The organism is Actinokineospora inagensis DSM 44258, assembly GCF_000482865.1.
Taxonomy (GTDB): domain Bacteria; phylum Actinomycetota; class Actinomycetes; order Mycobacteriales; family Pseudonocardiaceae; genus Actinokineospora; species Actinokineospora inagensis.
Map to the genome: position 1 here is coordinate 48,299 of NZ_AXWW01000010.1, position 14,301 is coordinate 62,599.

Annotated in this window: 8 protein-coding genes; 2 read left to right on the top strand and 6 right to left on the bottom strand. The window is 70.2% G+C overall.

The window, feature by feature from the left end; all coding sequences use genetic code 11:
* The first annotated feature begins 8 nt into the window (after positions 1 to 8).
* Positions 9 to 338: a nucleoside triphosphate pyrophosphohydrolase family protein gene (locus H504_RS0103305; protein WP_026421608.1), complete on the top strand. Its 330-nt coding sequence runs from the start codon at positions 9 to 11 to the stop codon at positions 336 to 338.
* On the opposite strand, the gene H504_RS0103310 is transcribed toward H504_RS0103305, so the two are convergent.
* Both H504_RS0103310 and H504_RS0103315 read right to left on the bottom strand, forming a co-directional pair.
* Positions 325 to 1,740, bottom strand: coding sequence for a chemotaxis protein CheW (locus H504_RS0103310; protein WP_026421609.1), 1,416 nt, complete (start codon positions 1,738 to 1,740; stop codon positions 325 to 327). The two genes, H504_RS0103305 and H504_RS0103310, sit on opposite strands and share 14 nt — an antisense overlap.
* Positions 1,737 to 4,544: a PAS domain S-box protein gene (locus H504_RS0103315; protein ID WP_245614057.1), complete on the bottom strand. Its 2,808-nt coding sequence runs from the start codon at positions 4,542 to 4,544 to the stop codon at positions 1,737 to 1,739. Before H504_RS0103315 ends, H504_RS0103310 begins: the two co-directional genes overlap by 4 nt.
* Before the next feature lie 221 nt (positions 4,545 to 4,765).
* Between H504_RS0103315 and H504_RS0103320 the strand changes: the two genes are divergently transcribed.
* Positions 4,766 to 5,893 carry an LLM class flavin-dependent oxidoreductase gene (locus tag H504_RS0103320; RefSeq protein WP_035303184.1) on the top strand — a complete coding sequence of 376 codons (1,128 nt, stop codon included), beginning with the start codon at positions 4,766 to 4,768 and terminating at the stop codon, positions 5,891 to 5,893.
* A gap of 355 nt (positions 5,894 to 6,248) precedes the next feature.
* Here H504_RS0103320 and H504_RS0103325 read toward each other — a convergent pair whose 3' ends face one another.
* The 4 genes from H504_RS0103325 to H504_RS38345 form a co-directional block, all read right to left on the bottom strand.
* A complete protein-coding gene (locus tag H504_RS0103325) occupies positions 6,249 to 9,749 on the bottom strand; it encodes a M20/M25/M40 family metallo-hydrolase (RefSeq protein WP_026421612.1) in 3,501 nt (1,166 codons plus the stop codon).
* Between the two features lie 328 nt (positions 9,750 to 10,077).
* Positions 10,078 to 11,427, bottom strand: coding sequence for a helix-turn-helix domain-containing protein (locus H504_RS33080; RefSeq protein WP_051385439.1), 1,350 nt, complete (start codon positions 11,425 to 11,427; stop codon positions 10,078 to 10,080).
* Positions 11,428 to 11,694: 267 nt separating this feature from the next.
* Positions 11,695 to 12,384 (bottom strand): response regulator transcription factor, encoded by a 690-nt coding sequence (locus H504_RS0103335; protein ID WP_026421613.1) that lies wholly within the window; start codon positions 12,382 to 12,384, stop codon positions 11,695 to 11,697.
* Positions 12,381 to 14,201 (bottom strand): sensor histidine kinase, encoded by a 1,821-nt coding sequence (locus tag H504_RS38345; protein WP_051385440.1) that lies wholly within the window; start codon positions 14,199 to 14,201, stop codon positions 12,381 to 12,383. Before H504_RS38345 ends, H504_RS0103335 begins: the two co-directional genes overlap by 4 nt.
* Positions 14,202 to 14,301 lie beyond the last annotated feature (100 nt).

A 14,301-nucleotide genomic window follows, 5' to 3' on the forward strand; every position in this document is an offset into this window, starting at 1 on the left:
GTCCGGCCATGGAGCTCGGGGAGTTGGCCGATCAGGCCGAGTCGGTGTCGGCGGCGTACGCGGCGCGCAACGGGTTCGCCCGGGACGGCGACTGGTTCATGGTCAAGCTGCAGGAAGAGATCGGCGAGGTTGCCCAGGCGTACCTGCGTCGCGCCGGGCGTGGACGGTCCCAGGGCGCGAGCGCGGCGGAACTCGACGCCGCGTTCGGGGACGAGGTCGCGGACGCGCTGTGCCACCTGCTGCTGTTGGCCCGGCACGAAGGGGTCGATGTGGCGGGGCACGTCACGGCGAAGTGGCTGAGCCGGCTGCCGGGCGCACCCGAAGTCACGGACGCGTAGTACCGAGATCCACCAGGCTGACCTCGGGCAGGGTGCGCGCGGGTCCGTCGCCGCTGACCCGGATCAGCGGGAAGCCGCGGGGGTGGGTTGAGCCCGCCGTCTCCTCCCACACCGAGTCCTCGATGGCGTGCAGGGCGGAGACCACGAACCCGACCAGGTCCGTGCCCGTGCCCACCAGCAGGACCTTCCGCTCCGACGAGCCGGTTTCCGGTTTGCCCAGCGCGTCCGCCAGTTCGACCAGCGGCACGGCGGAGCCCCGGTGGGTGAACAGGCCGAGGATGCCCGGCGTGCTGACCGGCAGCACATCCGCCGGGTAGTCCAGGACCTCGTTGATCTGCATGAGGTCGGTGGCCACCTCGATCCCGGCGCGGTAGGTCAGCATGGACCGCGTGGCGGGCCGCACCGCGCGACCGGTGTCGTCGGTTTCCCGGACCACGGCGGGAGCCTCGTCCGGGGTGTCGACGACCGCCAAGGTCAGCGCGCCGAGGCTGAGCACCTCCGGGTCGGCGACGACGGCGTCGGAGTCGATGACCAGGTGTTGGACGTCGTTCTCGGTGAGTGTCCCGGCCAGGAACGGCATGGCGGACCTGACCGCGCGCGGCGGCGGCATGATGTCGTCGGACACGATCGACGCGACGTTGGTGACCTCACCGACGGCGAGCACCACCATCCCCCGGCCGAGCCGGAGGCACACCCCGCGCGTCAGTTCGGCCTGCGTGCCCAGGCCGAGCAAGGCGAGCGTGTCGACGACGGCGACCCACGAGTCGCCGACCTCCGCCACACCCACGCAGGCACCCTTCGCCATCGGCGACGGCTTCACCCGCAGTTCGGGCACCACGGAGTGCACGTGCTCGACCCCGACGCACAGCCGGGTTTCCGCGCAGCGCAACAACAACACCGTGTTCAGCGACGCCCCGGTCTCCCGCTGGTGGGTCCGCAACTCCTCCTCCTGACGTCCACGATCGCGCACCGAGGGAACCCCCGGGAGCGCGGTCACGGCGTCGAAGTCGAGGATGCTGACCAGGCCCGCCGCGGACTCGAAGCTCGTCGAGAACAGGCCGTCGGAGGCGCCCGCGAAGCGCAGGTGGAACAGGTCGTCCGGGACGACCGACTCGACCCCGAGGATCTCGTCGGCGAGCAGACCGATGACGTGGCCGTCGTGCGCGGCGACCACGATCACCTCCGGTTCACCGGTCGGGTCGCCGCCCACCAGGTCACGCAGGCTCAGGACCGGGATGGCCAGGTGGCGCAGGGTGACCGCGCCGCGCACGGCGGCCGAGCGGATCGGCAGCGGTTCGAGGCGGTCGGGCGCCGGGATGACCTCGCGCAACTGCGACAGCGGCAGCGCGATCCGGCGACCGTCGACCAGGAACGCCCCGTACAGCAGGTCGACGCCGGTCACCGGGTCTCCCCGGTGAGCTGCTTGATGAGCGCGTTCACCTCCGAGGAGGTGTCCTGCTGGCGTCGGGTCGACTCGGCGATCACCTTGATCGACTCGGTCGTCTTCTCGACGCTGGCCAGGATCTCGGTGAACGCGACCTGCGCGCGCTGGGACACGGTGGCGCCGTGGCCGACCCGCTCGGCCGAGTCGCGGATCAGATCGGTGATCTCGCGGGCGGCGTCCGACGAGCGCTCGGCCAGCTTGCGGACCTCGGCGGCGACCACGGAGAAGCCGACGCCGTGCTCACCGGCGCGGGCGGCCTCGATGGAGGCGTTGAACGCCAGCAGGTTGGTCTGCCCGGCGATCTCGGAGATCACCCGGACGATCTGGGCGATCTTGTCCGAGGACCGCTCGATCAGCCCGATCGCCTCGATCGACTGGTGCAGCTCCTGCGCGCCGACCTCGGCGTTGCGCTGGGTCTGCCCGGCCAGGTCGCTGGCCCGAGCGCTGCTGCGGACGATCTCGTCGATCGAGTCGAACAGCGCCTGGATGGCGGTGCTCATCTGGTCGGTCTTGCTGGCCAGCCGCTGCTCCAGGGCGACCTGCTCGGTCACGTCGTAGGCGTACTTGACGACCTTGAACGGCTCGCCGCGCAGGTTGAAGATCGGGTTGTAGCCCGCCTGGATCCACACGTCCCGGCCGAACTTGCCGACCCGGTGGAACCGGCCGGCGAGGAACTCGCCGTTGCGCAGCCGCAGCCAGAAGTCGCGGTACTCGGCGGAGGTCACGTAGTCCTGGGTGCAGAACAGGCTGTGGTGCTGACCGACGATCTCGCGCACCGAGTAGCCCATGGTGCGCAGGAAGTTGTCGTTGGCGCTGAGCACGGTGCCGTCCAGGTCGAACTCGATGACCGCCTGGGACCGGCTGACCGCCTCGACCTTGCCCTCGAACTCGGCGTTGCGCAGCTTCTGCTCGGTCACGTCCATCGCGTACTTGACGACCTTGTACGGCCGCCCGTCCAGATCGTAGATCGGGTTGTACGTGGCCTGGATCCAGATCTCCCGACCGTCCTTGCCGATCCGCTTGTACTCACCCGCGTCGTGCTCACCACGACCCAGGCGCTCCCAGAACAACTGGTACTCCACGCTCGCGGCGTGTGCGGCGTCCACGAACATGCGGTGGTGCTGGCCGACGACCTGGCCGCGGCTGTACCCGACCAGGTCGAGGAAGTTCGCGTTGGCGTCGAGGATCTTGCCGGTCAGGTCGAACTCGATGACGGCCTGCGCGCGGTCGATCGCGTTGACCTTGCCCTCGAACTCGGCGTTGCGCAGCCGGGTCTGGGTGACGTCCATGGCGTACTTGACGACCTTGTACGGGTTGCCGTCCAGGTCGTAGATCGGGTTGTACGTGGCCTGGATCCAGATCTCCCGACCGTCCTTGCCGATCCGCTTGTACTCACCCGCGTCGTGCTCACCACGGCCCAGGCGTTCCCAGAACTGCCCGTACTCGGCGGAACCCGCGTAGACCGGGTCGCAGAAAACGCGGTGGTGCTTGCCGATGACCTCTTCGTGCGAGTAGCCCAGCAGCTTGAGGAACACCGGGTTGGCGCTGATCACGGTGCCGTCCAGGTCGAACTCGATGACCGCCTGGGCGCGGCCGAGCGCCTCGACCTTGCCGACGAACTCGGCGTTGCGCAGCTTCTGCTCGGTCACGTCCATCGCGTACTTGACGACCTTGTACGGCCGCCCGTCCAGGTCGAAGATCGGGTTGTAGCTGGCCTGCAGCCACACCTCGTGCCCGCCGCGGGCGACCCGCTTGTACTCGCCGGTCGCGTGCTCGCCGAGGCCGAGCCCGCGCCAGAAGTCCCGGTACGCCTGGCCGCGGGCCTCGTCCCGGTCGACGAACAGCCGGTGGTGCTGGCCGACGACCTCGTCCCGGCTGTAGCCGAACAGGGACAGGAAGTTCTCGTTGACGTCGAGCACGATCCCGGCCAGGTCGAACTCGATGACGGCCTGCGCGCGGCCGATCGCGTCGACCTTGCCCTTGGCCTCGACGCTGCGCAGCTTCTCCTGGGTGATGTCCAGGGACAGCTCGACCACCTTGTGCGGGGCGCCGTCCAGGTCCAGGATCGGGGTGAACGACGTGCGCAGCCACACCTCGCGGCCGTCCTTGCCGATCCGCTTCACCTCGGCGGTCGACGACTGACCGGCGCGCAACCCGTCCCACAGCCTGCGGTAGGCCTCGCTCGCGGTGTGCGCGGGCTCGCACAACTGCCGGTGGTGGACACCGGTCAGCTCGTCGTGGGTGTAGCCGAGCAGGGCGAGGAAGTTGTCGTTGGAGGTCAGCACGCTGCCGTCGAGACCCAGCTCCAGCACGGCCATCGAGGAGTTCACCGCGGCCTGCTTGGCGGCCAGTTCGTGCGCGTGGCGGTAGCGGTCGGTCAGGTCGTCCCACACGACCAGCACCTCGGCGCCCTCGCCGATCGGGCTCGCGCCCAGCCGCACCCAGCGGGTCCGACCGGCGCCGTCGAGCACCGGCTGGTCGGTGGCGCGCTCGCCGGTGCCGTCCAGCAGCCCGGCGACCACGGCGGCGGGCAGCTCCCACAGGCCTGCCAACGGGGTGCCGACCAGGTCGTCCAGGGTGCGAGCGGTGAACGTCAGCGCGGTCTCGTTGGCACCGAGGATGGTGCCGGTCGCGGCGACCTTGAGCACGGCCCGGTTGACCAGGACCATCCGCAGGCTCGCCGCCTGGGTGGCCGCGTCACCGGGGCCACCACCCGCGACCAAGGCGTCCAGCGGGGTCAGGCCGTCGATGCTGTCGCTCACAAGTACTCCCTCGTGCCTCACCGGGGGGCGAACCCGCTCCCATCGGACCCCATCGGGTCTTGGCCGGTTGAGCTGAGGCAGGCGCGCGACATCACACCGCGTGGAGCGGGAAGACAACCCGACCCGGGGTGGGGCTATTCCGGGTGCCCACATCCCGGGCTGGGTGTGACCAGGCGGGTAGCGTCGGTGGGGACCCATACTGGCGAGGAAGGGGACCTCCGGTGGCTACCCCGCTGTCCATCCTGGATCTGGCGCCGATCGCGGCAGGCCGAACCGCAGGCGACGCGCTGCGGGAGACGATCGAACTGGCGCGTCGGGCGGAGGAGTTCGGCTACCAGCGGTACTGGGTGGCCGAGCACCACTTCACGCCGGGGGTGGCGGCGTCGGCGCCGCCGGTGCTGGTGGCGTTGATCGCCTCGGCGACGAGTCGGATCCGGGTGGGGTCGGGGGCGGTGCTGCTGGGGTACTACCCGGCGGTGACCGTGGCTGAGCAGTTCGGGACGGTGGCGTTGGCGCATCCCGGGCGGATCGACCTCGGGCTGGGGCGGTCGGGGTTGGTGAAGGCGGCCGACTTGGTCAAGCGGTTTGCCTCGGTGAGTGCTCCGGCTGCGGTTGATCGGGTGGTGGATGGGTTACTGATTCCTGGGAAACCCCGGTCCACGCTGAATCGGACTGAGGTGTTGGAGCGGCTGGAGACGAATCAGCGGCTTCTTGGTGCTCGGGATGAGAAGGTTGATTACGGGGATCATGTTCGGCAGGTATTGGCTTACTTCGCCGGCGGGCATACTCATGCTGATGGGCGGGTGTTTCATGCGCCTGCTGCTGAAGGTGCTGATGCGCAGGTTTGGGTGTTGGGGTCTGGGGCGGGGCCGAGTGCTCAGGCCGCGGGGGAATTGGGGCTTCCGTTTACTGCCAACTACCACGTGAGTCCGTCGACGGTGTTGGAGGCTGTTGAGGCTTACCGTTCCGCTTTTGTGCCCTCGCCGGCGTTGGCTGAGCCGTATGTGATGGTGTCGGCGGATGTGGTGGTTGCGGAGGATGGGGAGACTGCGCGGGAGCTTGCTTCGCCTTATGGGCAGTGGGTTTTGAGCATTCGTCGTGGCGAGGGGGCGATTCCGTTTCCGTCGCCGCGGGACGCCGCGGAGTTTGAGTGGACGGATGAGCTTCGGTCGTTGGTGGCGGATCGGATTGCTACCCAGTTCGTGGGGACGGCGGCGGATGTGGCGGAGCGGTTGCGGACGTTGCAGCGGGTGACTGGGGCGGATGAGTTGATGGTTACGACGATTACGCATGAGTTTGCTGATCGGGTGCGGTCGTTTGAGCTGTTGGCTAAGGAGTGGGGGAGTTAGGGGTTCGGGATTTCGGCCTGGTCGCCTGGCGGCGACGCCGGCCATTGGCGCCAGATAATGCTTGAGTGCCCGTTGTGGTGAAGTTGTTTTGTCTGGGGCCCCTAGCGGCAGCCTGGGTAAGGCTAAAAGGCGGGGCCACTGGAAAGCGTGGCCTTACCCGCCCGCCGGCTTAGGCCACCGCTCCCCCCAAACAAAACAACTCCACCACAACGGGCGGTTGGGATCGGCGGGTTTCGAGGCGCGCGGGGCGGGAGTGGGGCTTCGTCGATATGGGCGGGCTGGTTCGAGGCGCGCGGGGCGGGTATGGCGGTGTGGGCGGACCACCGGTAGCGGTGGTCCGCCCACACCTTGTGGGTTAGCTGGTTTGGAGGGTTACGTCGTCGATGAGGAAGCTGGTTTGGAGGCTGGCGTCTTCGACGCCGGTGAACTTGATGGTTACGGACTGGCCTGCGTATTGGCCGAGGTTGATTGAGCGCTGCTCGTAGCCGCCGTTGGCGTCGGTGTTGGAGAAGGTGCCGACGGTGGTGCCGTTAACGGTGACGGCCAGGGTGTCGTACTGGACGGCTTCCGTCTCGGCGGTGGTGATGTGCAGCCAGTAGGTCAGCGTGGAGTTGGAGCAGCCCGCCGGGATGGTGACGGTCTGCGCGGCGCTGTCCGTGCGGGGGCTGCCCCAGCCGTTGAGCCATGCCTTGTAGTTACCGGCGCGGGGAGACTCCTGGGCGGAGTTGTCGATTACGCCGGAGGTGGTGGTCCAAGGGGAGGTACCACTCTCAAAGCCGCCGTTGACGATGACGTCTTGGCCGCAGCCGCCGGGGTTGCCCTGGTTGACGGTGAGGGTGAACGACGCCGAACGGGTTGCCGAGCCGACGCCGGAGATGGTGATGGGGTAGGTGCCTGCGGCTGCTGATTGGCCGACCGAGATCGTTGCCGTGGCGGACGATCCTGTTTGGATGGAGGTGGGGTTGAACGCCACTGTGACGCCGGTGGGGGCGCCGGTGGCGGACAGGGTCACCGTTTGGGCCGAGCCGGAGGTGGTTTGGGTTGAGACGGTGGTGGTGACGGACTCGCCGGGCTTGGCGGTGCCGGAGCCGGGGTTCACCGCGACGGTGAAGTCGTTCACCGGGGGTGGGGTGTTGGTGACGGCCTGTTTCCAGAGGGCGTAGGCGACGCCGTCGGCGGAGCGATCAAGCGCAGTGGTGTTGATGTTGCTGGTCGTGTCGCAGGCGCTGTGGTAGCAGGAGTCGTACGCCGCGTTGGCGGTGCCGCCCCATTTTTGGGCCTGGGCGGCGGTCTTGCGGGCCGACGCGCCGGTGGCGTAGCCGGAGGCGGCGATGCCCGCCTGGGTGAAGGGGTAGTCGTCGGAGCGGCCGACGCCCTCGACGTCTTCCTCGGGGGACAGGTTGAGGGTGTCCCAGTAGGCCTTGAGGGGGGCGGAGGCGGCGCTGTTGATGTTGTTGATGAAGTAGCCGCCGTTCTTGGAGGCGACCATGTCGAAGTTGTAGTAGGCCTTGATCGCGGTCTTCTGCGCCTGGGTCAACTGCGCGACGTAGTGCTTGGAGCCGTTGAGGCCCTGCTCCTCGTCGGTCCACCAGGCGAAGCGGACGTGCTTGGCCACGGTCGGGTTCTTCGCCGCCAACTGCAGCGCGACCTCCAGGATGGTGGCCGAGCCGGAGCCGTTGTCGTTGATGCCCGGACCCGCCGAGACGCTGTCCAGGTGCGCACCGAACATGATGACCTGGGAGGCGTCGCCGCCCGGCCAGTCGGCGATCAGGTTGTTGGACACGTAGGTGCAACTGGTGCAGCTCTGCTCGGCCACGGTGAAGCCCGCCGCCTGCAGCTTGCCCTTGATGTAGGCGACCGACTGGGTGTAGCCGGCGCTACCGGCGCGACGGGTGTTCCCGTTCTGCTGCGCGATCGTGTAGAGCTGGCTCAGGTGCGCCTGGATCGCGGCCGGGTCGATGTTCGGCGGGTTGTTGTCGCCGGGCGGGTTGCCGGTCCCCACGGTGAGGCTGTAGGTCGCCGTGTGGCTGGTGGAACCCTGCGCGGTCACCGTGATCGAGTACGAGCCCTGGGCCGCCGACTGTCCAACCTGGACGGTCGCGGTGGACGCGGCGCCGGTCTGCACCGACGACGGGTTGAACGACACGGTCACACCCGCGGGCTGGCCGGTCGCCGACAGCGTCACGTTCTGCGCCGAACCCGAGGTGGTCTGGGTGTTGACGGTGAAGGTGCCGGAGCTGCCCTGGGTCACCGAACCCGAGGACGGGTTGAGCGAGAGCGAGAACTCGTTGCCGCCCTGCGGGGTGCAGGAGGTCGGCTCACCGGACTGCGTGGGCAGCGAGATCGCGTCCCAGGCGGCCTTGGTGCGGTTGTACAGGTTGCAGGTCTGGTCCAGGCTCTTGGCCGCGGTCAGGGTCGCGACGCGGTACTTCTTGTAGGTCATGCCGCTGGTCTTGAGCAGCATGGCGCCGTAGAAGACCCGCCCGGCGTCCTTGACACCGACGCCGGTGACGCTGGAGCTGTTGCAGGTCGGGCTGGTCGGCTTGCCACCGCCCGGGTTCGAGCCCTCGGCCAGCAGGTAGAACCAGTGGTTGATCGGACCGGCCGCCGCGTGCACCTCGGTGCTCGGGATGGACGCGCTGTAGCAGTTCGGGTTGTTGCCGACCTGCGAGGGGTTGTACATGTTCCGGATCGGACCGGAGCCCTGCAGGTTGATCGTCTCGCCGACCAGGTAGTCCGGGGTGTCCTTGGGGTTGTTGGCGTACGCCTCGGTCAACGCGCCGAAGATGTCGCCGGTGCCCTCACCGAGACCGGCCTCGGACGAGGTGCCGCCGGGGGTGTTCTGGTCGAGGCCGTGGCCGTACTCGTGGCCGACCACGTCCATCGACGCGATCCACTTGTTGGCCGAGTTGTGGCCGATGGTGATCTGCGAGCCGTCCCAGTAGGCGTTGAGCTCGTTCAAGCCGACCTTCGCGGGCCAGCTACGGCCGGAGCCGGTGTGACCGTTGCGGCCCAACCAGTCCCGGAGCATGTTCCACTCCTGGCTGGCGTCGTAGACGACGTCGCCGCAGCCGGTTTCCTTGCTGGACGCGCTACCCGTGCCCCAACTGTCCGAGGACTTGGAGAACACGGTGCCACCGCTGTAGTCGGCGCACTGCAGACCCGGACGGGTCGGGTCGGCCAGCGTGTACGTGCTGCCGGAGTGGGTGGTGTCGATGGACACCTGGCCGTTCCACTCGCTGTTGAGCGTGCCGTCGGCGGCGTCCTCGACCTGGTCCAGGACAGCGCCGGTGGTGGCGTCCACCCAGACGGTCAGATGGCTCGGGCCGCCCGCCTTCTTGGTGCCGATGAGCAGGTGCTCCCAGGCCAGCGCGGGCTTGTCCGCGGTGACCTTGACGACCAGCCTGCCGGTCTCGACCTTGGCGGTGCTCGCCTGCAGGCCGCGGGCGGTGCGCTCGGCGTCGGCCTTGGCGACCTTGGCGGTGGTGGACGGGACGGCCACCTTCGCCCTGGTGCCCGCGACCGTGCCGCGCACGGTGCCCTGGCCGTCGGCCAGCACGGTGGCGTCGCCGCCGACGACCGGCAGGCCGCGCCAACTGCGCTGGTAGCTCACCGAGTAGAGGTCGTTGACGAACGGGGTGACCTGGTCCCGGGTGTAGGTCTCGTCCGGACCCTTGACCAGCGCGTCGAGACCGCTGGTGGCGGCCCGGTCGGCGGCGGAGACGGCGAGCGCCTGCCGGTCCTGGACCTGGTTCGGTTGGCTCTGACCGGCGAACACCGGTGGCGCGGCCACCGCGACCGCCGCACCGGCCAGCACGGCAAGGGCGACCCCGGCCGTCAGCGTTCTGCGTTTCATGTGGATGCTCCTCGTGGGCAGGGTTTTCGCCCGGTGCCCGCGGGAGTGGGCGGATGTCACCGAGCGCAACGAAGCATTCACATATGGCCATGTGACAGTCAATGGTGTCCATGCCGGCAACGCCCGTTTGTCAACATCAGGCAAACCCCTCCCCATGAATTCGCCCACCCATTCACGCGGAGCCCGAGGCGAATATCTCGACGGCGCGCTGGAATTCCACCCGCCGGAATTGTGTTATGCCACGGTGCTATGTCGACGCGTTATGCCGAAGTGCTATGCGGACAACGCCACACGGCGACGCCGAACGGACGAGGACGGCCGACCGGCGCTATTCGGCGAAGGCGCGGACCTCGGGCACGGCGGCCCAGCGGCGGCCCAGCCGCGAGCGCAGCCCGGCCAACTCCGCCGCGATGGTCACCCGGCCCGCCGCCTCGGCCTCGGCCCGCACCGGCTCCGCAACGGCGACCGCAGCGTCCGGCTCCCCGGCGCAGGCGTGCGCGTCGGCCAGCCGCAGCGTCAGCAGCAGCCCGGCCGGGCGCATCCAGTCCGGCACCAGCGCGCACGCCCCGGCGGTCACCACGACGGCCTGACGGGCGGCGGCGGCGTCACCGGTCAACGCGGCCAGGTCGCGCAGGGCGGCGCCTGCGGCGGCGTCCACCCGGAGCCTGCCCGGGTCGCCGACCAGCCACGGGACCTCCAGCAGGTCGCGCTCGCCGAGGCGGCTCAGGCCGGTCTCGGCGGCGGCCAGGGCGCGCAGGCACTCGGCGTCGTCCCCGGCGAGGGCGTGCCCCCTGGCCAGGGCGACCTGGGCGAGCACCCTGGTCCACGCCCGGTCCCCGTCGGCGACGGCCATGGCCCGACCGCAGGCCAGGGCCGTGTCGGCGTCGCCGTCGAGCCGGGCCAGCGTGCTGACCTCGGCGAGCAGCAGCACCCGGGCGGGCACGTCGCCGACCACGTCGGCGCGGGCCAGGCCGTGGCCGAACCAGGCCATGCTCAGCGCCGTCTGGCCGCGCAGCATCCGCAGCCTGCCCGCGATCGCGGCGTAGTGCGCGACCAGCCGCTGGTGCGCCGCGTTGGGTTCGGCGTCGCCGTCACCGAGCCGGATCAGGGCGTGCAGCAGCCACTCGACGGCGGGCAACACGTCGTCCGGGCGGCTCGCCAGGCTGGTGTGCGCGTACTCGACCAGCAGGGCGGTCAGCACGTGCGTCAGGTCCGGCTCCACCCCGTGCGGCGCGGACCGCCGCGGGCCGATCAGCGCCAGCAGGTCACGCGCGGTCGCCAGGTCCGGCACCGGGCACCCCAGCGGGCCGTGCAGCGGGCAGCCGATCCCGTCGACCGGCAGCGCGGCAGGCCAGGACCGCACGGTGACCGGGGCGGTCGCCGGGCGGGCGCCGGGCAACAGGGACAGCAGCGTCCGCTGCGGCGGCTCGGGCTCGCGCACCGGTTCCCGGCACAGCGCGGCCAGTTCGCCGTCGGTGCCCAGCAGCCGGTCCAGGGCGTCGACCAGGTCGGCGGGCGGCACCCGGACGCCGCTCTCCAGCTTCGAGATGAGGCTGTGGTGGTAGCCGACCCGACCACCGAGCTGGGCCTGGGTGAGCCCGGCCCGGCGCCGCCACTCGCGCAGGCGGCGGCCGAACTCCGACCACTGGCGGGACTCCCCGGTCGCGTGGACAGCCATGCCGCCTCCCGCCTCGCGCGTCGTCGCGCGGCCCGGCACGCGCCGGTCGCGAAAGCGCGGACTGTAGCACCGCTCCCGGCGATTCGGTGTGGCCTGCCGCACAACCGGCGACTGGGAAATAAACAGTGCGACGGAACCGAACCGGTTCAGTACATCCGCCGCCCCCACTCGACGCGGCGGACCAATGACGGGCGCGCTATTCCAGAAAGGCGGCCCGTCGATTGGCCGTAATTGTTCGAAATGTCGGTCTTCACCGACGGTGACAATTCACGCCTTGGGCGCGTCGTACCGGTACCCCATGCCGCGGGCCGCCTTGATCGGCGAGTCGTCGGCGGACCAGCCGAGTTTGCGGCGCAACCGCAGCACGGCGAACTTGACCCGGTCCGCGCCGATCCCGGTCGGGTCGTTCCACACGAGGTTCAACAACTGCCGCGGCGAGAGGACCGCGCCCTTGTGCTGCACGAAAGTCGAGAGCAACCGGTACTCGGTCGCGTTGACCTCGGCCTCCACCCCGTTGACGTACACCCGCCGGGACCGGTGGTCCATCCGCACCATGCCGTCGTCGTACACTTCGGACTGGGCCGCGCCGCCCGCCTGCTCGGTGCGGCGCAGGATGGCCTCGATCCTGGCCAGCAACTCGCTGGTGGAGAACGGTTTCGTCAGGTAGTCGTCGGCGCCGCCGCGCAACCCGCGCACCTTGTCGGCCTCCATGCCGTGCGCGGTCAGCAGCAGCACCGGCACGTCGCTGACGTCGCGGATCCGTTCGAGCACCATCCAGCCGTCGATCACCGGCAGCCCGATGTCCAGCAGCACCAGCGTCGGGTGCGACTCGTGCAGCGCGCGCAGGCCCTGCCGCCCGTCCGGCGCGACCGTCACCTCGTGCCCGGCCCGCTCCAGGATCACCCGCAGCGCCAGCGCGATGTCCGGCTCGTCCTCGACCACCAGCACCGTGCTCATCGCTGCCCCATCCCGTCCGCGGTCATCCCCCCGCTGGTGACTCCCCCGGCCCCCACGACCTCGCGCGCGCCGGCCGGCCCGGCCGGATCCGCCGGATCGATGCCGATCGCGCCGGAGAGGTCGGCGTCGAGTTCCGGACCGAGCCCGGTGGGCAGGGTGACCCGCACCGTGGTGCCCACCCCCTCCGTGCTCTCGATGGTCATCGCGCCCTGGTGCACGGCCACGATCTGCTTGCAGATGGACAACCCCAGCCCGCTGCCCGGGATACCGGCCGCGCCCGCGTTGGACGCCCGGGTGAACGCGTCGAACAGGCCGGGCAGCTCCGCCGCGGGCACGCCGATGCCGGTGTCGGCCACCGAGATCGTCCAACTCGCCCGGTCGGATCTGGCGTCCACCCGCACTGCGCCGCCCGCCCTGGTGAACTTCAGGGCGTTGGTGAGCACGTTGTCCAGCACCTGGGTCAACCGGGCCGGGTCGCCGTGGATCTGCGGACCGGGGCCGACGGTGGCGGTGACCGAGATGCCGGAGCGGGCCCCGATCGGCACGTGGTTCTCGGTCGCGCCGGTCACCAGGTCGGCCACGTCGATGTCGGTGAACCGCATCGACAACTGGTTGGTCTCCAACCGGGACAGCAGCAGCAGGTCGTCGACGAGGCGCAGCAACCGGTTGGCGTTGCGGCTGATCACCGCGAGGTGCGCCGCCTGCTGCGCGGTCAGCGGCTCGGTGCTGTCCTCCAGCATCTCGGCGAAGGCGAGCACCGCGGTCAACGGGGTGCGCAGCTCGTGCGACACGGTGGCCACGAACCGGCTCTTGAGGTTCGCCGCCTCCTCCAGCGCCCGGTTGGTCTCCTCCAGCTCCGAGCGGGCCACCGACTCGCGGGTGATGTCCCGGAAGTACCAGAGCGTGCCCATGGTTGAGCTGGCCCGCAGCGGCACCAGGTCGCAGGCGACCACCCGGCCGCCCGCCAGCGACAGCCGCACCGCCCGGTGGGTCTGCCCGGAGCGGATCATCCGGTCCAGCATCTCCCAGGCCACCGCCGGATCGGCGCACTCGCTGGCCACCAGGTCGAGCAGCTCGGCAACGGTGGCGCCGGTGACCTCCTTGCCCGGCCGGAAGATCCGGTCGAACGCGGTGTTGTCCATCAGCACCCGGTAGCCGTCGTCGACGACGACGCCGCCCGCCAGGTGCAGCACCAGTTCGCGCAGCCGGGACCGCTCGATGGCCAGCGCCCGGTCGGCGGCCCGCTTCTCGGTGACGTTGTGGCCGTGCGCGACGACCGCGTTGATCCCGGTCGTCTCCAACAGGTTGATCATGCTGACCGCCAGCACCAGCCACCGGCCGTCGGCGTGCCGGACCCTGGCGTCCACCTCGACCTGGGTGCCGGGCGCGGCGGCCAGCGAGCCGAACGCGCGCTGCAGGCCCGCGAGGTCGTGCGGGTGCACCAGGTCGCGCATCTGCCGCGGGGTGATCGAGCCGACCGGGTAGCCGAGCACGTCGTGCAGGGCGTCGGCGGCCGCGCTCATGGTGCCGTCCTCGGCCACCGTGACCACCAGCGCCCGGTCGGCGACCGGCTGCGGGCCGCTTCGCGGGCGGGGCACGTCGGCCGGGTCCGTGTCGCGCACGTCGAGGGCGCGCACCAAGCCGATGACCGAGCGCAGCACCGTCGTGTCGTGCGGGTCGAGCCCGCCGAGGACGGCCTCGCCGAGCAGATCGGCCACCTGGCTGGGATCGTCCTCGGCGCCGAGCAGCCGGGTGGCCTCGTCGAGCAGGCCCGCGAGCGCGGGCCGAGCGCGGTGACCTGGCTGGTCCGACGACATTGATTCACTCCACTGGCGGTACGGGGCGTCCCCCGCGCCACATTACGAGCGCGGCCGGTCCGGGAGCGCTCATCTGGTCCACCTGGGACGTTTTTCACCA

Excerpts from the sequence above, each read along its gene's own strand:
- H504_RS33080 (WP_051385439.1), bottom strand. The coding sequence starts at position 11,427 with ATGGCTGTCCACGCGACCGGGGAGTCCCGCCAGTGGTCGGAGTTCGGC.
- H504_RS0103305 (WP_026421608.1), top strand. The coding sequence starts at position 9 with ATGGAGCTCGGGGAGTTGGCCGATCAGGCCGAGTCGGTGTCGGCGGCG.
- H504_RS0103325 (WP_026421612.1), bottom strand. The coding sequence starts at position 9,749 with ATGAAACGCAGAACGCTGACGGCCGGGGTCGCCCTTGCCGTGCTGGCC.
- H504_RS38345 (WP_051385440.1), bottom strand. The coding sequence starts at position 14,201 with ATGTCGTCGGACCAGCCAGGTCACCGCGCTCGGCCCGCGCTCGCGGGC.
- H504_RS0103335 (WP_026421613.1), bottom strand. The coding sequence starts at position 12,384 with ATGAGCACGGTGCTGGTGGTCGAGGACGAGCCGGACATCGCGCTGGCG.